Consider the following 21645-nt stretch of genomic DNA (forward strand, 5'->3'; position numbering starts at 1 on the left):
ACCAATAACGCAGCATTTCAGGAGAACAACATGACTCAACGCGTTTCAGGCAAATGGCTGTTGGCGCTGGGCGTCGCTTCGGCGCTGGCGACAACTCCGGCCTTTGCCGCAAAAGATATAGTGGTAGCGGTCGGTTCTAACTTCACGACCCTCGACCCATACGATGCTAACGACACGCTGTCGCAGGCGGTGGCTAAGTCCTTCTATCAAGGGCTATTTGGCCTTGATAAAGAGATGAAATTGCAGAATGTGCTGGCGGAGAGCTACACCGTTTCCCCGGACGGGCTTGTGTATACCGTTAAGCTGCATCCGGGCGTGAAGTTCCAGGACGGTACCGAGTTTAATGCCGAAGCGGTGAAGGCTAACCTCGATCGCGCCAGCAATCCGGAAAATCATCTCAAGCGCTATAACCTGTATAAAAATATCGCCAGCACCGAAGCTGTAGATCCGACAACGGTGAAAATCACGCTTAAACAGCCTTTCTCCGCGTTTATCAATATCCTGGCCCACCCGGCGACGGCGATGATTTCCCCGGCAGCGCTGAAGAAATACGGTAAAGAGATTGGTTTTCATCCGGTGGGTACCGGGCCTTATCAGCTCGATACCTGGAACCAGACCGATTTTGTTAAAGTGACGAAGTTCGCCGGTTACTGGCAGCAGGGGTTGCCGAAGCTGGATTCCATTACCTGGCGTCCGGTGGTGGATAACAATACCCGTGCGGCAATGTTGCAGACCGGTGAAGCGCAATTTGCTTTCCCGATCCCTTACGAGCAGGCGCCGCTGCTGGAGAAAAACAGCAAGCTGGAGCTGGTGGCCAGCCCGTCAATTATGCAGCGCTATATCAGCATGAACGTGACGCAAAAACCGTTTGATAATCCGAAAGTGCGCGAAGCGATTAACTACGCCATCAACCGTCAGGCGCTGGTGAAAGTGGCCTTTGCGGGCTATGCCACCCCGGCGACCGGCGTGGTGCCGCCCTCTATTGCCTATGCTGAAAGCTACACCGCGTGGCCGTATGACCCGGCTAAAGCGCGTGAGCTGCTGAAAGAAGCGGGATATCCTAACGGTTTCAACACCACCCTGTGGTCGTCGCATAATCACAGCACGGCGCAGAAAGTGCTGCAATTTACCCAGCAGCAGCTGGCGCAGGTGGGCATCAAGGCGCAGCTGACGGCGATGGATGCGGGCCAGCGCGCAGCGGAAGTGGAAGGTAAAGGGCAGAAAGAGAGCGGCGTGCGGATGTTCTATACCGGCTGGACGGCCTCAACCGGTGAAGCCGATTGGGCGCTGTCGCCGCTGTTTGCCTCGCAAAACTGGCCGCCGACCCTGTTCAACACGGCTTTCTACAGCAATCCTCAGGTCGATAAAGACCTCAACGAGGCGTTGAAAACGACCGACGTGAAGGAAAAAACGCGGCTGTATAAAGACGCGCAGGATACTATCTGGAAAGAGTCGCCGTGGGTGCCGCTGGTGGTGGAAAAACTGGTCTCAGCGCACAGTAAAAACCTGACTGGTTTTTATATCCAGCCGGATACCGGGTTTAGCTTTGAACAGGCGGATCTTAAGTAGAGAACTGTATACCCTAAATAATTCGAGTTACAGGACAAAACGGTTAACCGTTTTGAACAGCGCCTGCGCTGGCCCCAAAGGGGTGAGGCCGCAGGCCGAATCACGCGGCAAGCTCGTGAGTCCCCAGGAGCATAGATAACTATGTGACTGGGGTGAACGAGTGCAGCCAACGCACCTGAAACTTGAAGTATGACGGGTATATCTCCCCGGGCGCAGGCCGCGGGGACTTCACGCAAGGAGAAGCATGCTCAATTATGTGATTAAACGCCTGCTGGGGCTGATCCCTACGCTGCTGATTGTGGCGGTGTTGGTGTTTCTGTTCGTGCATATGCTGCCCGGCGATCCGGCGCGGCTAATTGCCGGGCCGGAAGCCGATGCGCAGGTGGTTGGAATGGTCCGCCAGCAACTGGGGCTCGATCAGCCGCTGTACGTGCAGTTCTGGCACTATATCACCAATATTTTGCAGGGAGATTTCGGCACCTCGATGGCTTCGCGCCGTCCGGTAAGCAGCGAAATCGCCAGCCGGTTTATGCCGACGTTCTGGCTAACGCTCGCCAGCATGAGTTGGGCGGTGGTGTTTGGTATGGCGGCGGGAATTGTGGCGGCAGTCTGGCGTAACCGCTGGCCGGATCGTTTAGGCATGGCGCTGGCGGTGACCGGGATCTCATTCCCGGCGTTTGCGCTCGGCATGCTGCTGATGCAGGTGTTTTCCGTTGAACTGGGCTGGCTGCCGACGGTGGGCGCCGACAGCTGGCGGCACTATATTTTGCCTTCGTTGACGCTCGGAGCGGCGGTAGCGGCGGTGATGGCGCGCTTTACCCGCGCCTCGTTCGTCGATGTTCTGCATGAAGACTACATGCGCACTGCCCGGGCGAAAGGGGTTAGTGAGACGCTGGTGGTGCTTAAGCACGGCCTGCGCAATGCGATGATCCCGGTGGTCACCATGATGGGGTTACAGTTCGGCTTTCTGCTCGGTGGTTCAATCGTGGTGGAGAAGGTCTTTAACTGGCCTGGGCTTGGGCGTTTGCTGGTGGACTCCGTCGAGATGCGCGACTATCCGGTGATTCAGGCGGAAGTGCTGCTGTTTTCGCTGGAGTTTATTCTTATCAATTTAGTGGTGGATGTACTCTATGCCGCCATTAACCCGGCTATCAGGTACAAGTAAGGTGCGATTGCTCAACTGGAGAAGACAAGCGGTTATCAACGCGATGCCGGGGATTAAACCCGGGCAGATACGCACGCCGTGGCATGAGTTCTGGCGACGTTTTCGTCGCCAGCCGGTGGCGATGGGAGCGGGGATATTTGTTCTGCTGCTGATTGCGGTTGCGGTCGTTGCGCCGTGGATTGCGCCGTTCGACGCGGAAAACTACTTTGATTACGATCGGCTTAACGACGGTCCGTCAATGATGCACTGGTTCGGTGTCGATTCATTAGGGCGGGATATTTTTAGTCGGGTGCTGGTAGGGGCGCAGATCTCGCTGGCTGCCGGGGTGTTCGCGGTATTGATCGGCGCGGTCATTGGCACCGTGCTCGGACTGTTGGCCGGATATTACGAAGGCTGGTGGGATCGCATCATTATGCGCATCTGCGACGTGCTGTTTGCGTTCCCCGGTATTCTGCTGGCGATCGCCGTCGTGGCAGTGATGGGCAGCGGGATGTCGAACGTCATCATTGCGGTGGCGATCTTTTCAATCCCGGCGTTTGCCCGTCTGGTGCGCGGCAACACGCTGGTGCTCAAGCAGCAAACCTTTATTGAGTCGGCGCGCAGCATCGGCGCCAGCGACGCTAATATTCTGTTTAGCCATATCTTGCCCGGCACGGTATCGTCGATTGTGGTCTATTTCACCATGCGCATCGGGGTATCCATTATCTCCGCCGCCAGCCTTTCATTTCTAGGGCTTGGCGCGCAGCCGCCGACCCCTGAGTGGGGCGCGATGCTGAATGAGGCGCGAGCGGATATGGTGATGGCTCCGCACGTGGCGCTGTTCCCGGCGATCGCCATTTTCCTGACGGTACTGGCGTTTAATCTGCTAGGGGACGGCCTGCGCGATGCGCTGGATCCGAAGATAAAGGGGTAGGCGTTCGAGGGTTTTGTTGCCCGGATAAGGTGCGTTAGCGCCGCAATCCGGGATACATTCAGAGGAAGGAATTAAACCCGGCTGCCCCACAGGTCGTATTCATCGGCGTGTTCGACTTTCACCCGCACAACGTCACCCGGTTTAACTTTGCTTTCGCCATTCAGGTAGACCGCGCCGTCGATTTCCGGAGCATCCGCCATGCTGCGGCCAATCGCGCCTTCTTCATCAACTTCATCGATCAGGACCATAATTTCGCGGCCCACTTTTTCTTGCAGGCGCTCGGCGGAGATCTGCTGTTGAAGTTGCATAAAGCGGTTCCAGCGCTCTTCTTTAACCTCTTCTGGCACCTGGTCCGCCAGTTCGTTAGCGGTCGCACCTTCCACCGGGCTGTATTTGAAGCAGCCAACGCGGTCGAGACGGGCCTCTTTCAGGAAGTCGAGCAGCATCTGGAAATCTTCTTCCGTTTCGCCCGGGAAGCCGACGATAAAGGTCGAGCGCAGGGTCAGCTCAGGGCAGACTTCGCGCCACTGTTTGATACGCGCCAGCTGACGGTCAGCGGAGCCAGGGCGTTTCATCATTTTGAGAATACGCGGGCTGGCGTGCTGTAGCGGGATATCCAGATACGGCAGAATTTTGCCTTCCGCCATCAGCGGGATGACATCATCAACATGCGGATACGGGTAGACGTAGTGCAGGCGCACCCAGATACCGAGCTTAGCCAGCTCTTCGCACAGGCTTACCATGTTGGTTTTCACCGGCATACCGTTATGGAAGCCGCTGCGATGCTTGACATCAACGCCGTAGGCGGAGGTGTCCTGAGAAATCACCAGCAGCTCTTTGACCCCGGCATCGGCCAGGCGTTTGGCTTCCGCCAGCACTTCACCAATCGGACGGCTGACCAGGTCGCCGCGCATTGACGGGATAATGCAGAAGGTGCAGCGATGGTTGCAGCCTTCAGAAATTTTTAAATAGGCGTAATGACGCGGCGTCAGCTTAACACCCTGTTCCGGCACCAGGCTCAGGAACGGGTTATGTTTTGGCTTCGGCGCGTAGTGGTGGACGTGTTCCAGCACCTGCTCGTAGCTGTGCGGGCCGGTAATTTCCAGCACCTTCGGATGGACTTCACGGATCTGATCTTCTTTCGCGCCCAGGCAACCGGTGACAATCACTTTGCCGTTTTCTTTCAGCGCTTCGCCAATCGCTTCCAGCGACTCCTGCACGGCGCTATCAATAAAGCCGCAGGTGTTTACGATAACCATATCGGCGTTATCGTAGGTTGGAACCACGTCATACCCTTCGGTGCGCAGTTCGGTCAGGATACGTTCTGAGTCCACGAGATTTTTCGGGCAGCCCAGAGAGACAAAGCCGATTTTCGGCTGATGGGTGACATTGCTCATAGCTTAAAAAGTGTTCAATTATTGGAATGGTCAGGGCAGGGATTTTACAGATCTTTGGGGAAAAGAGTATAGCAACGACATGCTTAATGATGAAAAAGCCCGGGAGAATATCCCGGGCGCGAAAATTACTGCGCTTGCGTCACCCCTGTACCTGGCGCTGTTCCGGGGGAAGTCGGCTCCCGGTTATCGCGAAGGGTAAATATCGAGATCAGTGTAAACAGCCCGGCGATGCCGCCCAGAATGTAATACGTGTGCGCAAAGCCAATGGTGTCGTACAAATATCCCGCCAATGGTGAGTAAATCGCGGTGGCGATAGAGGCAACAAACAGCACCAGCAGGTAGACCGTCGATGACAGCTTGTTGTCGAAGTTGGCGGCGATAAATTTAAACACCGAAACCAGAATCAGCGGTTTTTCCAGCGCATGCATCATTTTGACTGCGCCGATCCACACCGGACCAAGCGGGATAGCAGAGCCGACGATACGCACTGACATAATCAGCCCGGCAATGATCAACGCCCACTTCGCGCCGGTGCGGTTAACAAACCACGGCATCAGGCATAAAAACAGCGTTTCGCCGCACACCTGAATGGAAGCCAGAATCCCGTACCAACGGTTGCCTTCTTCCGGCGTCGGAAACTGCAGAGAAAAGTATTGAGCGAACTGCTGGTCATAGGTGTCGTAGATTTGCGTAACAAAAAGGGTAAACACCAACAGCATCCAGAACTGACCGTTCTTCGCCAGTTCCAGGGCATGCGAAACTTTCAACGCGCTGGTTTTTTGCATTTCCGCTTCGGTCAATTCGACCTTAGTCAGCATAAAACAGATTGCCGCGATAACGATGGCGAAGCTGGCCAGCCAGAAAGCAAGGTTCGGATTGCTGTCGATATATTTGCCGACGATCCACGCTGCAGCCGCCCAGCCTAACGATCCCCACATCCGCACGCGACCATATTCGAACTGATAGCGGCGCGAGATTTTATCGATATACGAATCAATCACCCCGCAGCCGGAGTTGAAAATAATCCCCAGGTATACCCCGCCAAGCAGTGCCCCTAGCCAGAAGCTGTGTACCAGTAGCGGCGCATATAAATAGATAAAGAACGGGCCAACCGGCAGCAGCATTGCGACCAGGATCCAGATCAGCCGCTTTTTCAGGCCAAACTTGTCGGAAATAAAACCGAAGAAGGGCTGCATCAGCAAGGCGATAAAGGCATTGACCGAATAGAGCAGGCCGGTTTTGGTCGCACTAATCCCGAGGTGTTGAGTGGTCCAGATAACAAAAAACGCCATGGTCGATGACCAGGCGAACAGATAGAGGAAATCGAAAAGACTCAACAAGATATAGTTTCTTTTGCCGGGCGTAATCATTTCAGTTCCTTCAAGCGATAGAGATAAAGGTTGCAAACAGGATCGAGCTGCTTGCTGTTGTTTTTGAATGTTATACGTAATACATTTATTGGCATGATATGACACCCGGCAGGCTTTTCAGGCAATAAGCATTACGCTGTTTTGTGATCATTGCTGCAATAAATGATTGTTCATCGCCAGATTGAAAATTGTATTTTTATGAGAGCGTATAACATTTTTATTGTTTTTTGCTTTGGGGGCTGTCTGAACGCAGGGAAGGATTTTACCTATCGTTGTAACATTGTAAATGATGTTAATGGACTGGTATTTATTGATCTCTCTCATCGTTTTGTACGAAAAATGACCATATTATAGTTATGGTAAAGGACGACAGAGGAGGAGCTATGATGACTGTTGACAAACTATATCGTAACCTTATGAATAAGCTGATTAATGCCAATATTGATCTTGATGCTTATTTGCAGTTGCGAAAAGCGAAAGGCTATATGTCGGTCAGCGAAAATGACCATCTGCGTGATAACCTGTTTGAACTGTGTCATGAAATGCGTGAACGCGCTCCGCGCTTGCAGCACGCCATCGCGCCGGAGGAGAAGGAAGCCCTGCGACTTGCGGGTGAAGCCATCGCCTCTGCGGCGGTATGCCTGATGACCGGGCATCATGATTGCCCATCCTACATTGCGATTAACGTAGATAAGCTGGAACGCTGCCTGGCAGTATTGACGCTAAATATTCATAAATTGAATGATTCTGCGCCTATTCACCCTGCCTGAGATAAGGGGGAGCCTGCTCCCCCTGATTAATGTTATGTAAAAATCTCTTCCCGCCTCCCCACGCTGGCTACCCTTATCCCATTGCTGACAAAAGGAGAGTGCCATGCGCCAGACCGTCAACCTGATAGCCCTTACCGCGTTGTTGTTACCCGCCGCAACCTTTGCCGCCCAGGAGCGCGTAGAGGTGTTGCTGAATCAGCTTGAACACCCGTGGGCGCTGGCCTTTCTGCCTGACGATAAAGGCATACTGATAACCCTGCGCGGCGGCGAGCTTAAGATCTGGCAACCGAACAAAGGGCTGTCTTCGGCGTTATCTGGCGTTCCGCAGGTATGGGCCAACGGTCAGGGTGGGCTGCTGGACGTCGTATTAGCGCCGGACTTTTCCCAGTCGCGACGCGTCTGGCTGAGCTATGCCGAAGGCGGCGATGATGGTAAAGCGGGGACCGCCGTCGGCTATGGGCGATTAAGCGATGATCTCAAGCGCCTGGAAAACTTCCAGGTCGTATTCCGCCAACAGCCAAAACTCTCTATCGGCAACCATTTCGGCGGACGGATGGTGTTTGACGGCCACGGGTATCTGTTTATCGGACTTGGGGAAAATAACCAGCGTTCGACAGCTCAGGATCTGGATAAGCTTCAGGGAAAAGTGGTCCGTCTGACGGCTGATGGCAAAGTCCCCACTGATAACCCTTTTGTCGGTAAGCCGGGCGTCAAGCCGGAAATCTGGTCTTACGGTATTCGTAATCCGCAGGGGATGGCGATGAATCCGTGGAGCGATACGCTGTGGTTGAATGAACACGGTCCACGCGGGGGTGATGAGATTAATATCCCGCAAAAGGGGAAAAACTACGGCTGGCCGCTGGCGACGCACGGCATCAATTACAGCGGTCTGCCGATACCGGAAGCCAAAGGCAAGGCGGTGGCGGGAACCGAAGCTCCGCTGTTTGTTTGGGAAAAATCTCCGGCGGTGAGCGGGATGGCTTTTTACGACGCAACGACCTTCCCGCAGTGGCAACACCGGTTGTTTATCGGTGCGCTGAAGGATCAGTCGCTGATTGTATTGAAGGTGGATGGCGATAAAGCCACTGAAGAGGAACGCATTTTGGCCGATCGCGGGAAGCGCATCCGTGATGTGCGCGTTGGACCCGACGGTTATCTGTATGTGTTAACCGACGAGTTCAACGGCGAACTGCTGAAGGTGAGTCCGGCAGGCTAAATCAGGTGACCGGGATCATCACTACATTGCGCCAGGCCTGACGCTCGTTAATCTGCTGATACCAGCGCTGCAGGTGCGGGCGCGGTTGCCAGGTTTTTACGCTTTCCAACAGGTTGTATACGAACGGCGCGACGGCAATATCGCCCAAGCCGAAGGCATCTCCTGAGAGCCACGGATGGTGCGCCAGTTCATCATCAAGAATGGCGAACAGCGCCTCGCAAGCGGCAATGCCCGCTTCAATTGCGACGGGATCGCGCTTTTCCGGCGGTGTTCTGACCAGCCCCATCAAAATGGGCCGATGAGCAGGAGAGAGCGAACCGTTGGACCAGTCCATCCATTTGTCACCCTGGGCACGCAATGCCGGCGACTCTACCCACAGGCGATTCTGACCATATTGCGCGGCCAGATAGCGAATAATAGTATTCGATTCCCAAAGCACGATGTCGGTGGACTCATCTTTTAACAGCGGCACCAGGCCATTGGGGTTCATGGCCAGATACGCCGGGTCATGGTTCAGGCCGAACTCCAGTCCCGCCAGAATTTGCTGATACGGGAGATCGAGCTCTTCCAGCACCCAGCGCACTTTCTTCACATTGGTCGAGTTATTTCTGCCCCATAGCGTAATCATATCCGCTCCTGCCTTTTATTTAGCCGCCATTGCAGCGTGATGAGCATTCATGTTGGAATAAAGTTAATATTCCGGCAAGTGATTTTATTCTACTGAAACTAAACGTTTTTTATGCCTACTACCTTGCGTTTGGGGCATCCTTGGGACACAACGTCAGAAAAACTACTGTTCAGCATTTCCACCTGGTTGCGGTCCATCTCTCCGATCCACTTCGAGTAAATCTCATAAACCATCTTCGCGTTCTCGTGGCCCATTTGCCCGGCGATGAAAGACGGGTTAGCTCCGGCAGTTAAAAGCCAGCATGCGAACGTGTGGCGCGACTGGTAAGGGCGTCTGCTCCTGATTCCCGCCTTCTTTAATCCCGCCTCCCAACTATACCCCAGAGACTGAGAGCCGTAATACTTCGTTTCCCCGCGCCAGTTTTTGGGCGGGATAAACACGAATCGCAATTTTTGTTGTTCAGTTAAGCCATGTTCTCGGTGATGAAAAGTGATTTCGGTTTTGCTTAATGCGCCAGTTAGCTTGAATTGCTCACGTAAGGCGTTCAGCGCAGGCTCAAGCAGGGTTACAGTTCTGTTCCCCGCTTCGGTTTTGGGTGGCACAAACAGCCCCTCATTAGTTTGATTACGCCTGACGTGAAGCTCACCCTTATCAAGATCTACATCCTCCCAGGCTAAAGCTGTTAGCTCGCCATGCCGAAGACCCGTAAAGATAGCTGTAGTCCAGAGCAAAGCATGCCGAGGAGTTAGCGCTTTTATAAATCCCTCGAACTCGCTCTGAAGAAGCGGATCCGGGTCTCTCCTGGAGCGCTTGAGCATCTTTATACCTTCGTGAGGGGTATGCTCGATAAAGCCGCTCAGGTTCGCCAGTTTGAGCAACGCAGTCAGGTTGTTCATCAGGCCGTTGACCGTGGATACAGCGCGACCTTTTCTTTTAAGCCAGGGCGCGTGATCGCTAAAGGTGTTACCAGTTAATAGCGCGTTCCTGTAATTCAACAGGTCGGTATGCTGAATATCCGCAATATGCGTATTACTTCCAACAATAGCGCAAAGTGTTGCTATACGTGATTCTGCGCCTCTGTATGACGCAGCTGAGACCTCAAGCTTTTTGGCATTAAGATAAACTTTGCACAATTCGCCGAAGGTTTTAATTTTTTGTGTTGTGGTGAATTTTTTAAGCGCCTTTGATTCAGGAAAGTGCTCTGCATAGTCAAATTTACCTTGCTGAATCTCACTCATAATTAAAGCACGGAGATTGCCAGCTTTTTTTATATTGCTATTTGATACAGTCCAGCCCCGCAAAACTTCGCGGCAACGTATGCCGCGATATAGAAAGCTAATTCTTATTCCTTTCCCATGCAGCTCTACGCCAGCAGGCATATTCATTATGTTTCCCCGACAAGCCTATTAATCCTGGTGTAGTTGTAGAGAAGCGTTACCCTTCCTTCTGAAGCCTTTGGATCTGGTGGGTGCTTCTTATAATGAATACCCTCGATCCATCTCCCCTCCCGGTAAGATTTAATTTGCCGGGGAGTCATATACATCTTCGCTACAATTCCCTTTTCCATCACCCATTCATCTTCTTGAGTAATATCGGCCATAAATAACCTCATGGCCGGGAAACTATAATCAGTTCCCCGGTTTAATGTTGATTATTGGAAATCAGTTCAGTGCGTACGGTCGTATTCTGCAATTGCTTCCATAGCTTCATCGGCGGTATATAGAGATGCAGGGTGAGTAATTCCTCTGATAAAGTCATCGCGGTCGCGTTGGCGATGCCTTAGCTCCAGTTCCGCAATGCGGGCCTCAGCCTCTTTGAGCTTTTTGGTCAGCCTGTCATGACCATCAACAATCTTCAGAGCCTCGCGGTTCATGCATTCCTCTGCCCGCTCTATGGCATTGCGAAGTTCACGGGTGCTTACAACACGCTTGTTCATTTCGCAGAGGTTATGCAGTGGAGCAAAGAACTCACGACGCACCAGTCGTGCGGCGACGATAATCAGGATGCTGCCGGACTCTCTGGCAACCTCCGGGGTAAGTTCGGTGATATTCATGCTGCACCCCCAAATATCCATTGATTACCCGCGTGAGCCTGGAACTTGCACGACGTATCCGGCAACAGAAGTTCCTGAACCACTTCACCGGTTTCAACGTAGTAATAATTGCTGTCGGTAACGTTGTTAATGAATAGAGCCTCACGCTCGTGCTCAGTCATTCCACCAATGATTTTCATCACCTTCTTAGTGATCGGGCGGAAATCCGGTTCTACACCTGCCAGCTTTGCTGCTGCGTAGTTGTGATGCCCGTCCATCAGGATGGTGTACTGAACCCCACGTAAAATGATGGGATAGACAGCCACTATGAACCGTTTAAAGCGCAGCGCTCTGTCTGCCACTTTCGACCTGTCCAGATAGCGCTGGCTGCTGATAAGTTGGCCTTTGATGATGCTCATGCCGCCACCTTGTGCGCTTCCGCATCGAACTTCCGGCCTTGATACCAACCGCGACGCAGCCAGCGACGGATGGTGCGCATAGCCTTTGCATCACCACGTACGGGCTCAGGGAAACCGCCGTATTTCACTGTTTTAGGTCCACGCTTGCGCTCTGACTGCATCATTCCGCACTCAATGATGTGATCGCGGTAGAAGGCCAGCCACTGCTTGCGATTACAGACAGGGCAAGGAATGTCACCACCATTCGTCAGCATGCCATCTTCGTATGCGTCGCAATCCCACAGATAACCATCGCAGCAAAGGCTATCCGGGTAATGCGCACCAAATTCATAACCTTGATATCCGCAGCTCATAAGGTTCCCTCCGTCGCATCCTGATAACCTTCAGGAACAAGGAAATTGAAAACACCGTGTGGACGCAGGCCCGTATTGAAAAAGCTCAATCGCCCCTTCATGGGTACGAATCGCAGCGGCTTCGCGTAGTTCAACTGAATTCCGACCGGGCCGAAAAACCACGGCGAGTCACTGAGTCGGGTGGTTCCGTCGATGCGGACAACCCCAACGATGCCGCCCAGCTGGAAGTTGTTGGCGGAAGGCATCATAAGTGCCACTTCTCGGCCGTTCGTCCTCTCCAGAATGCTACGAGCTTCTTTTACCTCGTCCACAGTAGGCCGTTTGCTTGAGGCGTGAATGAGTACCGGCCCACGGTATTTCGTGTCCCAATTTCGGTTCTCAATATCTTTGTATCCGTTAATGATGAGCCACGCCCACGGCTGGCGTATAGAGAGAGCTTTCATATTTCGTCCTCCAATTATTTATTCCACGCCGCCGGTCGTAATTGAAATCCTGCCGGTCTTTTTGGTAATGAGTTTCGGAATGAAGATTTTGCAGCCGTAAGTGTTTCTTTCTTCTTTTGCTTCTCATTACATACAGGGCGGTAATAGGCATTCTTACGATAAGCGCCTTTACCAAATGGGCGATATTGCAACTCTTCGCGTGCAAAGGAGCCGCCGCAGCCATAGCAGTGGTGTGTTTCGGTTTCCATATTTATTCCTGCGTTAAGGTGTGTGGATACCTGCCATTTAAGGCATTAATTCATTTATTCGATAATTAAAATGAAACTTCGGTATTTACTTTATATTGACCTGTAAGCAAGTCAGCATCTACGGAAATTAAATCTCCGTACAGGTCATAATTTAAAATAACATCACGAAATTGAAGTCCTGAAAGCGCATCCGTACGACCACAAAACATACGGTCTTCTTCGTGCTTGGTTGCTTCATGAATATCTTTTATTGACGCCATGGCATCAGACCACATGCAACTGTTACCAATGAACTGCGCAATAGCGAGTTTGCTTTGAGCTGCTTTAACCATCGGGTTGCTTTGCAGAAAATTAGCCATTGAACACCCCCGTAACATGTAGAATTTTGATGATCGTCGCTGACCAGGCAACAAGGCAGATAGCCAGAACAATTACCAGTGAACGAATGCCGTTTCTGCTCATATTCCTACCCTCTTATTGGTGCCGAACCTTCCCCCGGTATATCCTGACGGTTCCTACACCTACGGACCGAAGGAGGTTCGACATGTCTAATCTCGATGCACTTGAGCTAGCAAAAAACTACTTATCCCGAACAACTGAGCCACTAACCCCAATCGAATACCTGTCAAGGCTTCTGGACCTTGAGGGGGAATTCGAAGCCCTCCTCAGGGAGTCTGGTGATTTCGGGGTGCTTGATGACGAGACCTTTATTCGCCTTCACAACGAAGAGTTCGGTCACCTTTCTCCAGGTGATTACTGAGCGTCTTTAAAATCACACGTGCAGTAATTTCTGCTGCCTCTGTAATTTCACTTTCAGTCTTCCCAGCCAGAACCAACGCTATTGTTACGTCGCACACTGGCTGGGAAATCTTCTGGTTAATCAACTGAGCAATTCGGAAATTGCGGGTTTCTGGGCTGATTTCTGATGCCTTTTTCATTTCTGCTCCTATTGATTGATGTGACATGTCACACCTCGTTAGTTGACCCTTATCGCCGGGTAGCGGAACGTTTATCTATGGCACCGTTGTGGTGTTGATGGGTTAAATCTACTGCAAAATATTGTTGGTTGCAACTGTATTTTGTTGTTGTTTGGTGGGGGACCATTCGGCCAGAGCGGGAGTGACCGTATGGGGCAGGGAGGGGTTCGTGGTATGCTCATAAAAACGTCAAAGAGGATTGTGGATATGGACTACGAAGAAGCCGCGCAGCTGCGCTATCAGGAGATGTGTCGCATTGTCGGGGATGTCGTGTTTGCTATGGTTGCCGAAGGTCATGAAACCAAGCGGGTAGCCATAGCAGACGTGATAAGAACGGAGATTGCAAAGGGGCTGGATAAGTGGGATTTGGATCAGATTCAGGTGATGGAACTGGCGGTGAAGCTGCTGGAAGAGTAGGGCAAAGAAAACCCGGCGCGGGGGACCGGGTTTAGAAATGCTTACTAGTGTGCGTGCCTGAATTTATGCTTCAAAGCCAGCAATTTCATCGCAATTCCGGTTACTAGCAAGGTATGATTCGGAATCTTTGATGCCTTGTTAAGCATAGTGCCAATAACTAAAGATATAGCTAAGGATACCCCAACTCCAGAGAGAACAAACACTGAAATTATGGGATTTCTTGCCATATACATTTGCATCAGTACACCAAAAAACTCATCAAATTCTTTACTGTTTTCCTTCGCTAACTGCTCTGGTTGAAACTTGTTGGACGCTAGGGCAAAAATGACGAAAAACGGGGTAAGCACTGCAAATAAAGGCAGTGCAAACCAATTTCTGAACAGGCGATAGTTAAGAAACATTTTCGTTTTCTCTTTTTCAGAGATGTTATCGTCATCCAGAAAGCCTTCCAGCATTTCAACCGCTCGCCTCTGATGCTTCAATGCACTCTTACGACATAGGATCCAGTAGGCCAAAACGCCAACGCATATAGCTAGTGCATACAGCCAGTTTGTCATTTTTTGCCCTCCTTTTTCCTTTTCCGTTTCGCGTTTGAATCTTTTGCCCTTCGATCCAACTCGGTTTCAGTTGTTTTGAGTCTACCCCAAGTGTAGATGAAGTAAATAGCGATGGTAGGCAAAGAAAGAATCAGTAAACAACCCAAAAGCGGATGTCTATCATCAATTTTCTGCCAGGCATTGCTGAGGGCATCAATGGATTTAGAAACAATATCGTCGCCAACATCCAATTTAAAAAGAGAGAAGCCCATTGTAATCCTTTATAAACAACGAGTTGCTGCAATGATGAATCACCGCACCCCGTAACCCAAACATCTAATCTTTTTGTTAAGCTTTATTGCCCTTCTGGGCTGCAAGCCACCGGGCAACGGTCTTATCCATTGTCTCTTTGCGATCTTTCATTTCAGACAGCATTTGCTGCTGGTCTTCTTCCGGGAACGCATTGAAGGTTTTAAGCAGGTCCAATTGCATTGGGCCTAGCTTCATTGCGTCTGGAGTCACCACCTGATCGCCTTCGTCAGGAGGGAGCATGAACCAGTAGGGTGGATGACCTGTAACTTTTACAAGGCTATCAATACTGGCGGGCTTTGGAGTGGATTTTCCGTTAACCCACTGCTGCACAGTTTGCTGTGTCACACCTATTCTACGGGCGAGTTCTGCCTGACTCCATCCCGTCTCTTTCAGGAGCCTGCTAAGCCGGTACATTGAAATTTCTATAGCTTTCATCATTGGTAAATTTTACAGGGAATGCTTGTATTTATCATCACAAGAAATAACTGTTGACCATCAACAAGAGTATCTTGTACTCTTCATCTTGTTAACTTGGAGACTTGGTGAATGAAAGAAGAATTAAGAAACAAAATTACCCAGCGCTTTTCTCAAGCTGAAATTGGTCGGCGCCTGGGTTGTATGCAGCAATCGGTGTCGCTCTGGTTAAGTACCAAAGTTCCAGCCGCACGGGTAATCCAGCTTTGTGAGCTTATGGAGTGGAGCATTACGCCTCATGAGTTACGCCCTGATATTTATCCCAAAACTACCGATGGTTTGCCTGTAGGGATGAATGTACCTGAGAAACAAGAAGGAGTCTGATTAATGGAAATCAAACACGAGCATGTAGAAATGGTTCTGCTGGTCTGGGCTGCTGAAGTCGGTCAGGCATACGCAGCCAACGCTATTACTGAAGAGTATGTGCGTTCAGGTGGGACTGAGCTTCGCCTGGTTCCGGGCAAAACGTGGGCCAATCAGCAGAATATCTTCCACCGCTGGCTGAAAGGTGAAACCGAACAGCAGCGTGAAAAAATCCGTCTGCTGCTTCCGTCAATCCTGCGCGTTCTGCCGCGTGAAATTCGGCATCGTCTGAGCATCTACGACACGATTGAGCGTCGGGCTTTGCTGTCGGCTCAGTATGCAATCGGAACGGCGATTGATGCTCATGATGACGCGATTGAAGCACTGTACAGCAAGGCGTACCAGCATCGCGCTGTTGAAGTAACGAAATACCACTGATTCCGGAGGTGACTATGTGTAACCAGTCTGCTGCTGAATTGATTGCTCGCCTGAAACGGGCCTATCCGGCGTATGTGCCCTCTGAAGGAGATTGTGCAAACAACGGCATCCCTAAGGCCGGCACACGCTTTCAGCACAGGCACAAGGGCCACACGGTGACGGTAATCAGTGCGACTAAAAAAGATGTTTCATACCGCAAAGCCTGCGGGGCTATTGGCTGGGTGGGATTGAGAGAGTTTTTACGGCAACACAATGAGGTTTCGGAATGAACAATCAGGTCTTTGAAATTGTTCAGGCCATGTCGGGGCAGGGGAACTGCATCACGATCCCCGGACCGTATCTGGATTTCTTTGCAGGAGACAGGCAACAGCATTTGCTGGCGGCCATTCTCAATCAGCTGGTGTTCTGGTCGGGTAAGTCGAGCCTGGAAAATGGCTGGTTTTACAAAGAGCATGCAGCGCTTGCGAAAGAGGTTCGCGCTAAAGATGGTGATGTGGTCAGAAAGGCAATGTTCAAGATTACAGAGCAGTACCTGTCGGGGGTTATTGAGGAAGAACTTCGACAGGTAAGCGGTACACCGAAGAAGCATTACCGGGTCGATCAGGATGCACTAATCGCCAAAATATTCCCGCAAGGGGGAAATTCAAATAAACCATTGAAAGATATGGATACGGCTCAAGAGCCGAATGGAAACGGCTTAAGAGCCGAATCAAAGCAAGTTGTTGAAAGTAATGGAAACGGCTCTCAAGCCGAATGCATTCGTCCCAAGAGCCGAATGGAAACGGCCCAAGAGCCGAATCCTGGAAACGGCTCTCAAGCCGAATCCTATCTCTATACAGATCTTAAAAACAGATCACTACATACAGATCATAAAAACCACGCGGGAGAGATTCTTCCTGTGGATAACTTTGCAGAATCAGGACGTGAAACGGTCATCCCTGAGATGGAAATCCCGGATGCAACCGAAGACAGCAACCTGGCTACCGATGACGATTTCGATCTCGCGATTTGGTTCTGGTCGACCATCATCGAGATGTACGAACGCGCCGCCGAATTCGACGGAACTCTGGCAAAACCGAGAGAGCCAAACTTTGTCGCATGGGCCCAAGAGGTTCGCCTGCTTCGCCAGGAGCATGGATGTAGCCACGACCAAATTCGCACCATGATTGAGCGCATTCAGCGCGATCAGTTCTGGTGCCCAAAAGTTCAAACCATGAAGACATTACGCAACAAATGGCCAGAGCTGGCACTGAAGCTGTGCCCGGTAAATCTCGCAACCGGCGGCAACCTCGGTTTTAGCGGCAAAGTTCAGGCAGATATTCCCAAGGGTTTCAGGGGCTAAGGAGATTTTAATGAAATTACAGAAATGCCCTGATTGCGGCGCAGCACCTGAGTTTCACTGGAAAGATTATACGTTTGGATCCTGCTCTGGTGCGCTGAAATGTCCTAACGACCATTACCGAATCCAGCATAGTTACTGGGCTGGTGGAAAGAGAAAAGCCAGACAGGCCCTGGAACAAAAATGGGCTGCGGCGGTTAACAAAAACGAGGTGAGCAATGGAAAACCTGACTGATATCCTGAAAGCGATGGGTAAAGCCACTACCAGAGAAATAGCGGCGCGAATGAAGATTGAGCCTATCGAAGCGCTTAACCTGCTCCGTGAACTTGAAGAGCTTGAGAAGGTAGCCAGCACCAACGGCTACTGGAATCTGGTAATACCGTTTACGCCTGAAGTTAAACCGAAAGTTGCCGCTACCCCTAAACCAGTTTCACGCGCCAAGAATACCGCTAAGACAAAAGCACCACGCCACCCGGAGCGTCTGGATCCTGATGCTGAGCTTGAGAAGGTTTCGGAACTACTCCGCAAGAATGACCGCATGACCGCCGCTGATATTGGTAAGGCGCTGAGTCGCGACTCTCGCGGCATGATTTCTACACTGTGCGTACTGGAGAAGCGGGGCCGCATTGTGAAGAACGGGACAGGAAAGGGCGTTACATGGAGCTTGCCAGAGTCCACTGAAGAGCCAGTGCTGCCGGTTGAGTCTAAGCCCACTCAGGCGCAGGAATTCATTAATACAATCCCGGTGCTTATCAAGCCCCAGAATGAAACAGTCATCCCGACGCTGGCGCAAGTCGCGAAAGAAATCCGGCAAGCCAAAACAAAATTAAACCGCCTGCAGAAGTTGCGCGAAACCATACGTGAGCTTGGCAAGCACAAGAAATTCATTCAGCAGGTAATGGGGGCGTAAACATGGCTAAGAATTCAATCGACGCATACGGTGCCAGCGGCAAAACCAACGTTCTGATGTTTGAACCTGAAAAATTGCATCTGGTCACTGATAAGGCCCACCCGCTTTACGATGAACGTATTCACTTACCTCTCAGTGAAGCCATGGTGCTGAACATCATGGACCAGGGTGTTCTGGAGCCGATTATTGTCTGGAAAGACCCTGAAACCGGGCTGTCCTGTGTGGTCGATGGCCGTCAACGTGTCCGTCATACCCTGGAGGCTAACAGCCGTCTGGCAAAAGAGGGTAAAACCCCGCTGCTGGTTCCGGCAGTTACTAAACGCGGTTCAGCTGTACGCATGGCTCAGGCGATGGTCAGCGCAAACGAAATCCGCCAAGCCGATACACCGCTGGGCAGAGCCAAAAAAATGGCTGATGCGCTGGAGCGCGGGCATGATGAGGAAGACCTCGCGCTGATGTTCGGTGTCAGCGTCCCCACTGTACGCGCAACCCTATCACTGCTGGATGCCACTCAGGCAGTCAAAGACGCTGTAGAGTCCGGCACAGTAACAGTTACCCAGGCGCGTCAACTGGCATCACTGAAACCCGAAGAACAGCGGGAAAAGGTAGCCGAAATCGAAGCGGCAACTGCTGGCACTACCGGCCATGAAAAAGCGCGTCGCCAGCGTCAGGTGCTGGGCGATAAGAAACCACGCATTAAAACCCGCAAAGAAATAACCAAAGCCCTCGAGGGCGCCAGTGGAGATTACGCTGATGCTCTGCGCTGGGTGTTAGGGGAGGCTGTATGAATATTGAAACAGTAATCGAGCTCATTCAGTCGCTGGAGTCTGCGGGCGAGCTGTCGATCAGAGAGCAGAAGTTCCTGAAGCTGGCGAAAGCGTACCAGCAGCTGGCTGCGGAGAATGTGGTGCTGAAGGAAAGCCGAAATAATTTGGCTGAATTCATCCATGAAGAACTTGATGCTGATTACCCGCTGAATATGAATCTGGAAACCCATGCCACCGATCACATCGTAGCCGGGATTAAGGCTGATGGCCGCGTTGAAGGTGCACACTTCGTTGCTAATAGGATGCTGGCTGCTTGGGATGCAGGTTTTATCGAAGACACAGCCAAAAACGCTGCCGATATCGCTCGCATGATTCTCACCTCAACCGAGTTTATGGCAGATGCACCAGAGGGTGATTTCGACCGTTCTTTTGCTGATGGCATCCTGGAAGATATCGCCCAGCAGATGCGCGTGGAGGCCAAATGAGCATGAGCAACAGAAAAGCCAGAGCGCTCCTGTCCAGAGGTGGGAAACACTGGTACCTGCGGAAATGGGTGAGGGTAAGCAATCGCCGCTCAGTCGGCCTGGTGCATTCCGGTAGGCACGTAATGGGTCGTAAGGATAAAAACTCTGCTGCTCAGAACCGCTGGAAAAACCACACACACCGCACGGAGCGTGCAGCATGACAACTGATATCACCGAAATGGCGCAGAGAGCCAGAATCAACGCTGAGTGTGGTGAGCATCTTTCCCCAGCGGAGACCATGGAGCTGGTAGAGGCGCTGGAGAAGGCGCAGACAAAAGCGATTGAGCAGGGACGTACTGCCTGTGAGTTGTTCGACGAGGTTACTGCTCTGCGCCAGCGCATCGCCGAGCTGGAGTCCCGCACCATCACCGTGAAGCAAGGCGAGGTTCTGGTTACTGTGGCCGGTTTTACAGGCTGTGGTAAGAGCGCGATTGCTGGCGAAATTGAGATTGCCATGAAGGCTATCGGAGTGCCTGTGACCTGGGCTAATGGCGACGCCGAAAAACGGATGACTGGTGCTGACTGGCTTACCGCCATCGAGATGTATAAGCCCACCGTGCGCATTGTTGAGGTAAATATTCCTCGCGCCGCTGGCATCAAGGTGGAGGATGAGTGATGTTCAAAATCGAAAGTTCCGAACAACGCCTCAAGAGGGTTCTCACAGAAAACGCCGGAAAATTCACCATCGACGAAGACGGCTCTATTCATACCAACTGGCAGCATCCAGAGGTACAGGCAACTATGCGCAGGCACTTTGAGGCGCTCAGCAAAATTAAGGTGGACCGGAAATGAGCGAATTTTCACGAGAAACACTACTCAACATTATCGAGACTGACCATGTGCAATGCGGTGAGGCTTCGGCATTGGCCCGCATGGCGCTGGCCGCAATGGACTGCGAGCCGGTGGCGTACACCGACGAAGCAGAATTATGTTTCGTCAATGATATGGCCTGCATGTGGACAAAGGGGATGGGGATTAACGAAGTCCCACTCTATCGCCACGCGCAGCCAGCGCCGGTAGTGCCGGAAGATGTGCAGCGGGATGCTAAACGTTGGCGCGCATTGCTGGGAAGTGCCCGCATCCGAATTATTGGTTCGGCTGGATTCGATGCAACAGCGCACCCTGGCGAAAATCCTGATTATCGACATTTTGGCATGGAAATCTGGACGCATTATCCCAACTGGTTGCACGAGAAGAACGAGTACGGAATTGACACACTGACGCAATATGCTGACGCCATGCTCAGCGGAGGTAAGTCATGAAATTCGAAGAATGGTTATCGCAACAAAACGGCGTCATTGAGGTTGATTGCGGCTGTGTTACCACAGAAGCTTTTTATCACTGGATGCGCGTAGCTTATGAGGCTGGCAACTCTCCGGCGATTCCGGATGGTTCAAAAGAAGCGCTATCGGAAGCCGTCGCAGCGATTTATTTCACGGACAGCACCGATTATCTACCCGCCCTGTATTCAGTGGTGAACGCGTTATCGCCGGAGGTATTCGCCCAACTTTTAAGTAATGAGAAGGCTGCGTTTGATGCAACCAGATTGGCAGCTGCCCCGCAGGAGGTGAAAGGTGAGCATCAAATCAGGGATGAGATGGACATGGGCGCCAGAATAACAAGCCATCGGTTTAAGGTCTGACGCATGCCTTACAAACTCGAATCCGTAAAACGTAAACATGCTATTTGCTATCAACAAATCTAAGGTTTGTTATTTATGCGAATGATAACGAGGAAAAAGCCAGCCTTCACCGAGCTGTATCAAACCGGCGTATTAACGCGCATAGCCGCGGTAAAAAGTCCTGATGGTGGCGGCTGGCGGTTATTTGGTCTTTGGCGCGATAAGGAAATCGCGGTTTTTGTCGAGGCTGCGCGCGGAGGCGTTCGGGAGTGGGCTGGCCTGGACTATCTCGCCAGTTTCTGCGCAAGTTGCGGAATCAGCCTGTGGGAGATTCATAACAAGGTCGAACAAAAGTTACCAAATTGATAGCTCACATACAGCAAGCTGATTTATAATAATCACATCGGCTGAACACCGAATCTATGGCGCCATCACCGGAGTAAAGTGATGACGCAAAAACGCAGCAACGCCATTTCACACCGTGCCCTTGAGCGCGGTGTCTC

At 51.6% G+C, this 21645-nt stretch carries 35 protein-coding genes; 19 read left to right on the forward strand and 16 right to left on the reverse strand.

Annotated features, from left to right (window positions below; genetic code table 11):
* Positions 1-30: 30 nt before the first annotated feature.
* The 3 genes from gsiB (at position 31) to gsiD (ending at position 3647) form a co-directional block, all read left to right on the forward strand.
* On the forward strand, positions 31-1569 hold the full coding sequence (gene gsiB, locus HV127_RS16945; protein ID WP_182237427.1) for a glutathione ABC transporter substrate-binding protein GsiB: 1539 nt from the start codon (positions 31-33) through the stop codon (positions 1567-1569).
* 244 nt (positions 1570-1813) lie between these two features.
* On the forward strand, positions 1814-2734 hold the full coding sequence (gene gsiC / locus HV127_RS16950; protein ID WP_110275317.1) for a glutathione ABC transporter permease GsiC: 921 nt from the start codon (positions 1814-1816) through the stop codon (positions 2732-2734).
* A gap of 1 nt (position 2735) precedes the next feature.
* The gene (gene gsiD, locus HV127_RS16955) at positions 2736-3647 is read left to right on the forward strand and encodes a glutathione ABC transporter permease GsiD (RefSeq protein ID WP_110275315.1); all 912 of its coding nucleotides are present in this window, start codon (positions 2736-2738) and stop codon (positions 3645-3647) included.
* Positions 3648-3718: 71 nt separating this feature from the next.
* Here gsiD and rimO read toward each other — a convergent pair whose 3' ends face one another.
* Together rimO and HV127_RS16965 are read right to left on the reverse strand one after the other, a co-directional pair.
* Positions 3719-5044 (reverse strand): 30S ribosomal protein S12 methylthiotransferase RimO, encoded by a 1326-nt coding sequence (rimO, locus tag HV127_RS16960; protein WP_142513199.1) that lies wholly within the window; start codon positions 5042-5044, stop codon positions 3719-3721.
* A gap of 125 nt (positions 5045-5169) precedes the next feature.
* Positions 5170-6411 (reverse strand): oligosaccharide MFS transporter, encoded by a 1242-nt coding sequence (locus HV127_RS16965; protein ID WP_181421831.1) that lies wholly within the window; start codon positions 6409-6411, stop codon positions 5170-5172.
* Between the two features lie 389 nt (positions 6412-6800).
* On the opposite strand from HV127_RS16965, the gene bssR reads away from it, so the two are divergent.
* Positions 6801-7184 (forward strand): biofilm formation regulator BssR, encoded by a 384-nt coding sequence (gene bssR / locus HV127_RS16970; protein ID WP_182240702.1) that lies wholly within the window; start codon positions 6801-6803, stop codon positions 7182-7184.
* 103 nt (positions 7185-7287) lie between these two features.
* Positions 7288-8400 carry a PQQ-dependent sugar dehydrogenase gene (locus HV127_RS16975; RefSeq protein WP_182237429.1) on the forward strand — a complete coding sequence of 371 codons (1113 nt, stop codon included), beginning with the start codon at positions 7288-7290 and terminating at the stop codon, positions 8398-8400.
* A gap of 1 nt (position 8401) precedes the next feature.
* Here HV127_RS16975 and HV127_RS16980 read toward each other — a convergent pair whose 3' ends face one another.
* The 11 genes from HV127_RS16980 to HV127_RS17025 form a co-directional block, all read right to left on the reverse strand.
* Positions 8402-9028 carry a glutathione S-transferase family protein gene (locus HV127_RS16980; RefSeq protein ID WP_182237431.1) on the reverse strand — a complete coding sequence of 209 codons (627 nt, stop codon included), beginning with the start codon at positions 9026-9028 and terminating at the stop codon, positions 8402-8404.
* Between the two features lie 98 nt (positions 9029-9126).
* Positions 9127-10413 (reverse strand): site-specific integrase, encoded by a 1287-nt coding sequence (locus HV127_RS16985; protein ID WP_182237433.1) that lies wholly within the window; start codon positions 10411-10413, stop codon positions 9127-9129.
* Positions 10413-10628: an excisionase family protein gene (xisR, locus tag HV127_RS16990; protein WP_004111685.1), complete on the reverse strand. Its 216-nt coding sequence runs from the start codon at positions 10626-10628 to the stop codon at positions 10413-10415. Before xisR ends, HV127_RS16985 begins: the two co-directional genes overlap by 1 nt.
* A gap of 66 nt (positions 10629-10694) precedes the next feature.
* Positions 10695-11081: a hypothetical protein gene (locus tag HV127_RS16995; protein ID WP_228727469.1), complete on the reverse strand. Its 387-nt coding sequence runs from the start codon at positions 11079-11081 to the stop codon at positions 10695-10697.
* Entirely contained in the window at positions 11078-11479 is a 402-nt protein-coding gene (locus HV127_RS17000) for a ParB/RepB/Spo0J family partition protein (protein WP_182237435.1), read from the reverse strand. Before HV127_RS17000 ends, HV127_RS16995 begins: the two co-directional genes overlap by 4 nt.
* A complete protein-coding gene (locus HV127_RS17005; protein WP_128696940.1) occupies positions 11476-11832 on the reverse strand; it encodes a hypothetical protein in 357 nt (118 codons plus the stop codon). The genes HV127_RS17000 and HV127_RS17005 overlap by 4 nt, the downstream gene beginning before the upstream one ends.
* Entirely contained in the window at positions 11829-12275 is a 447-nt protein-coding gene (locus HV127_RS17010) for an ASCH domain-containing protein (protein WP_182237437.1), read from the reverse strand. Before HV127_RS17010 ends, HV127_RS17005 begins: the two co-directional genes overlap by 4 nt.
* Before the next feature lie 14 nt (positions 12276-12289).
* Positions 12290-12523, reverse strand: coding sequence for a hypothetical protein (locus HV127_RS17015; RefSeq protein WP_182237439.1), 234 nt, complete (start codon positions 12521-12523; stop codon positions 12290-12292).
* 65 nt (positions 12524-12588) lie between these two features.
* Positions 12589-12882 carry a host cell division inhibitory peptide Kil gene (locus HV127_RS17020; RefSeq protein ID WP_182237441.1) on the reverse strand — a complete coding sequence of 98 codons (294 nt, stop codon included), beginning with the start codon at positions 12880-12882 and terminating at the stop codon, positions 12589-12591.
* The gene (locus HV127_RS32095) at positions 12875-12985 is read right to left on the reverse strand and encodes a hypothetical protein (RefSeq protein ID WP_004111705.1); all 111 of its coding nucleotides are present in this window, start codon (positions 12983-12985) and stop codon (positions 12875-12877) included. The genes HV127_RS17020 and HV127_RS32095 overlap by 8 nt, the downstream gene beginning before the upstream one ends.
* 245 nt (positions 12986-13230) lie before the next feature.
* Positions 13231-13461 (reverse strand): hypothetical protein, encoded by a 231-nt coding sequence (locus HV127_RS17025; RefSeq protein WP_142461857.1) that lies wholly within the window; start codon positions 13459-13461, stop codon positions 13231-13233.
* Between the two features lie 246 nt (positions 13462-13707).
* Here HV127_RS17025 and fumD point away from each other — a divergent pair, with 246 nt between their 5' ends.
* Positions 13708-13917: a fumarate hydratase FumD gene (gene fumD / locus HV127_RS17030; RefSeq protein WP_128696945.1), complete on the forward strand. Its 210-nt coding sequence runs from the start codon at positions 13708-13710 to the stop codon at positions 13915-13917.
* Positions 13918-13961: 44 nt separating this feature from the next.
* On the opposite strand, the gene HV127_RS17035 is transcribed toward fumD, so the two are convergent.
* The 3 genes from HV127_RS17035 to HV127_RS17045 all read right to left on the reverse strand — a co-directional run bounded on the left by HV127_RS17035 (position 13962) and on the right by HV127_RS17045 (position 15203).
* Complete coding sequence (locus HV127_RS17035; RefSeq protein ID WP_142461856.1) at positions 13962-14474, reverse strand: hypothetical protein; 513 nt, start codon at positions 14472-14474, stop codon at positions 13962-13964.
* Positions 14471-14725 carry a hypothetical protein gene (locus HV127_RS17040; protein ID WP_142461855.1) on the reverse strand — a complete coding sequence of 85 codons (255 nt, stop codon included), beginning with the start codon at positions 14723-14725 and terminating at the stop codon, positions 14471-14473. Before HV127_RS17040 ends, HV127_RS17035 begins: the two co-directional genes overlap by 4 nt.
* Positions 14726-14801: 76 nt before the next feature.
* Positions 14802-15203 (reverse strand): helix-turn-helix domain-containing protein, encoded by a 402-nt coding sequence (locus tag HV127_RS17045; protein ID WP_182237443.1) that lies wholly within the window; start codon positions 15201-15203, stop codon positions 14802-14804.
* Positions 15204-15311: 108 nt separating this feature from the next.
* On the opposite strand from HV127_RS17045, the gene HV127_RS17050 reads away from it, so the two are divergent.
* The 13 genes from HV127_RS17050 (at position 15312) to HV127_RS17110 (ending at position 21508) form a co-directional block, all read left to right on the forward strand.
* Positions 15312-15563, forward strand: coding sequence for a YdaS family helix-turn-helix protein (locus tag HV127_RS17050; protein WP_182237445.1), 252 nt, complete (start codon positions 15312-15314; stop codon positions 15561-15563).
* 3 nt (positions 15564-15566) lie between these two features.
* A complete protein-coding gene (locus HV127_RS17055; RefSeq protein WP_182237447.1) occupies positions 15567-15980 on the forward strand; it encodes a toxin YdaT family protein in 414 nt (137 codons plus the stop codon).
* Between the two features lie 14 nt (positions 15981-15994).
* Complete coding sequence (locus HV127_RS17060; protein WP_182237449.1) at positions 15995-16249, forward strand: hypothetical protein; 255 nt, start codon at positions 15995-15997, stop codon at positions 16247-16249.
* A complete protein-coding gene (locus tag HV127_RS17065) occupies positions 16246-17322 on the forward strand; it encodes a hypothetical protein (RefSeq protein ID WP_182237451.1) in 1077 nt (358 codons plus the stop codon). The genes HV127_RS17060 and HV127_RS17065 overlap by 4 nt, the downstream gene beginning before the upstream one ends.
* 10 nt (positions 17323-17332) lie before the next feature.
* On the forward strand, positions 17333-17554 hold the full coding sequence (locus HV127_RS17070) for a hypothetical protein (protein WP_182237453.1): 222 nt from the start codon (positions 17333-17335) through the stop codon (positions 17552-17554).
* Positions 17538-18230, forward strand: a complete 693-nt coding sequence (locus HV127_RS17075) for a hypothetical protein (protein ID WP_182237455.1) — start codon at positions 17538-17540, stop codon at positions 18228-18230. Before HV127_RS17070 ends, HV127_RS17075 begins: the two co-directional genes overlap by 17 nt.
* 2 nt (positions 18231-18232) lie before the next feature.
* Complete coding sequence (locus HV127_RS17080) at positions 18233-19018, forward strand: hypothetical protein (RefSeq protein ID WP_182237457.1); 786 nt, start codon at positions 18233-18235, stop codon at positions 19016-19018.
* Positions 19015-19482 (forward strand): ead/Ea22-like family protein, encoded by a 468-nt coding sequence (locus HV127_RS17085; RefSeq protein WP_182237459.1) that lies wholly within the window; start codon positions 19015-19017, stop codon positions 19480-19482. The genes HV127_RS17080 and HV127_RS17085 overlap by 4 nt, the downstream gene beginning before the upstream one ends.
* Before the next feature lie 196 nt (positions 19483-19678).
* The gene (locus HV127_RS31745; protein WP_228727470.1) at positions 19679-20137 is read left to right on the forward strand and encodes a hypothetical protein; all 459 of its coding nucleotides are present in this window, start codon (positions 19679-19681) and stop codon (positions 20135-20137) included.
* A complete protein-coding gene (locus tag HV127_RS17095) occupies positions 20137-20313 on the forward strand; it encodes a hypothetical protein (protein WP_182237461.1) in 177 nt (58 codons plus the stop codon). Before HV127_RS31745 ends, HV127_RS17095 begins: the two co-directional genes overlap by 1 nt.
* Positions 20310-20783 carry a hypothetical protein gene (locus HV127_RS31750; RefSeq protein WP_228727471.1) on the forward strand — a complete coding sequence of 158 codons (474 nt, stop codon included), beginning with the start codon at positions 20310-20312 and terminating at the stop codon, positions 20781-20783. The genes HV127_RS17095 and HV127_RS31750 overlap by 4 nt, the downstream gene beginning before the upstream one ends.
* A complete protein-coding gene (locus HV127_RS17105; protein WP_182240899.1) occupies positions 20780-21163 on the forward strand; it encodes a hypothetical protein in 384 nt (127 codons plus the stop codon). Before HV127_RS31750 ends, HV127_RS17105 begins: the two co-directional genes overlap by 4 nt.
* 75 nt (positions 21164-21238) lie before the next feature.
* Positions 21239-21508, forward strand: coding sequence for a hypothetical protein (locus HV127_RS17110; RefSeq protein WP_182237463.1), 270 nt, complete (start codon positions 21239-21241; stop codon positions 21506-21508).
* The last annotated feature ends 137 nt before the right edge of the window (positions 21509-21645 follow it).

Source organism: Klebsiella sp. RHBSTW-00215 (assembly GCF_014103785.1).
Lineage (GTDB): Bacteria > Pseudomonadota > Gammaproteobacteria > Enterobacterales > Enterobacteriaceae > Klebsiella.

Excerpts from the sequence above, each read along its gene's own strand:
- gsiB (WP_182237427.1), top strand. The coding sequence starts at position 31 with ATGACTCAACGCGTTTCAGGCAAATGGCTGTTGGCGCTGGGCGTCGCT.
- gsiC (WP_110275317.1), top strand. The coding sequence starts at position 1,814 with ATGCTCAATTATGTGATTAAACGCCTGCTGGGGCTGATCCCTACGCTG.
- rimO (WP_142513199.1), bottom strand. The coding sequence starts at position 5,044 with ATGAGCAATGTCACCCATCAGCCGAAAATCGGCTTTGTCTCTCTGGGC.
- bssR (WP_182240702.1), top strand. The coding sequence starts at position 6,801 with ATGACTGTTGACAAACTATATCGTAACCTTATGAATAAGCTGATTAAT.
- HV127_RS16975 (WP_182237429.1), top strand. The coding sequence starts at position 7,288 with ATGCGCCAGACCGTCAACCTGATAGCCCTTACCGCGTTGTTGTTACCC.
- HV127_RS16980 (WP_182237431.1), bottom strand. The coding sequence starts at position 9,028 with ATGATTACGCTATGGGGCAGAAATAACTCGACCAATGTGAAGAAAGTG.
- HV127_RS16985 (WP_182237433.1), bottom strand. The coding sequence starts at position 10,413 with ATGAATATGCCTGCTGGCGTAGAGCTGCATGGGAAAGGAATAAGAATT.
- xisR (WP_004111685.1), bottom strand. The coding sequence starts at position 10,628 with ATGGCCGATATTACTCAAGAAGATGAATGGGTGATGGAAAAGGGAATT.
- HV127_RS16995 (WP_228727469.1), bottom strand. The coding sequence starts at position 11,081 with ATGAATATCACCGAACTTACCCCGGAGGTTGCCAGAGAGTCCGGCAGC.
- HV127_RS17000 (WP_182237435.1), bottom strand. The coding sequence starts at position 11,479 with ATGAGCATCATCAAAGGCCAACTTATCAGCAGCCAGCGCTATCTGGAC.
- HV127_RS17005 (WP_128696940.1), bottom strand. The coding sequence starts at position 11,832 with ATGAGCTGCGGATATCAAGGTTATGAATTTGGTGCGCATTACCCGGAT.
- HV127_RS17010 (WP_182237437.1), bottom strand. The coding sequence starts at position 12,275 with ATGAAAGCTCTCTCTATACGCCAGCCGTGGGCGTGGCTCATCATTAAC.
- HV127_RS17015 (WP_182237439.1), bottom strand. The coding sequence starts at position 12,523 with ATGGAAACCGAAACACACCACTGCTATGGCTGCGGCGGCTCCTTTGCA.
- HV127_RS17020 (WP_182237441.1), bottom strand. The coding sequence starts at position 12,882 with ATGGCTAATTTTCTGCAAAGCAACCCGATGGTTAAAGCAGCTCAAAGC.
- HV127_RS32095 (WP_004111705.1), bottom strand. The coding sequence starts at position 12,985 with ATGAGCAGAAACGGCATTCGTTCACTGGTAATTGTTCTGGCTATCTGC.
- HV127_RS17025 (WP_142461857.1), bottom strand. The coding sequence starts at position 13,461 with ATGAAAAAGGCATCAGAAATCAGCCCAGAAACCCGCAATTTCCGAATT.
- fumD (WP_128696945.1), top strand. The coding sequence starts at position 13,708 with ATGGACTACGAAGAAGCCGCGCAGCTGCGCTATCAGGAGATGTGTCGC.
- HV127_RS17035 (WP_142461856.1), bottom strand. The coding sequence starts at position 14,474 with ATGACAAACTGGCTGTATGCACTAGCTATATGCGTTGGCGTTTTGGCC.
- HV127_RS17040 (WP_142461855.1), bottom strand. The coding sequence starts at position 14,725 with ATGGGCTTCTCTCTTTTTAAATTGGATGTTGGCGACGATATTGTTTCT.
- HV127_RS17045 (WP_182237443.1), bottom strand. The coding sequence starts at position 15,203 with ATGATGAAAGCTATAGAAATTTCAATGTACCGGCTTAGCAGGCTCCTG.
- HV127_RS17050 (WP_182237445.1), top strand. The coding sequence starts at position 15,312 with ATGAAAGAAGAATTAAGAAACAAAATTACCCAGCGCTTTTCTCAAGCT.
- HV127_RS17055 (WP_182237447.1), top strand. The coding sequence starts at position 15,567 with ATGGAAATCAAACACGAGCATGTAGAAATGGTTCTGCTGGTCTGGGCT.
- HV127_RS17060 (WP_182237449.1), top strand. The coding sequence starts at position 15,995 with ATGTGTAACCAGTCTGCTGCTGAATTGATTGCTCGCCTGAAACGGGCC.
- HV127_RS17065 (WP_182237451.1), top strand. The coding sequence starts at position 16,246 with ATGAACAATCAGGTCTTTGAAATTGTTCAGGCCATGTCGGGGCAGGGG.
- HV127_RS17070 (WP_182237453.1), top strand. The coding sequence starts at position 17,333 with ATGAAATTACAGAAATGCCCTGATTGCGGCGCAGCACCTGAGTTTCAC.
- HV127_RS17075 (WP_182237455.1), top strand. The coding sequence starts at position 17,538 with ATGGAAAACCTGACTGATATCCTGAAAGCGATGGGTAAAGCCACTACC.
- HV127_RS17080 (WP_182237457.1), top strand. The coding sequence starts at position 18,233 with ATGGCTAAGAATTCAATCGACGCATACGGTGCCAGCGGCAAAACCAAC.
- HV127_RS17085 (WP_182237459.1), top strand. The coding sequence starts at position 19,015 with ATGAATATTGAAACAGTAATCGAGCTCATTCAGTCGCTGGAGTCTGCG.
- HV127_RS31745 (WP_228727470.1), top strand. The coding sequence starts at position 19,679 with ATGACAACTGATATCACCGAAATGGCGCAGAGAGCCAGAATCAACGCT.
- HV127_RS17095 (WP_182237461.1), top strand. The coding sequence starts at position 20,137 with ATGTTCAAAATCGAAAGTTCCGAACAACGCCTCAAGAGGGTTCTCACA.
- HV127_RS31750 (WP_228727471.1), top strand. The coding sequence starts at position 20,310 with ATGAGCGAATTTTCACGAGAAACACTACTCAACATTATCGAGACTGAC.
- HV127_RS17105 (WP_182240899.1), top strand. The coding sequence starts at position 20,780 with ATGAAATTCGAAGAATGGTTATCGCAACAAAACGGCGTCATTGAGGTT.
- HV127_RS17110 (WP_182237463.1), top strand. The coding sequence starts at position 21,239 with ATGCGAATGATAACGAGGAAAAAGCCAGCCTTCACCGAGCTGTATCAA.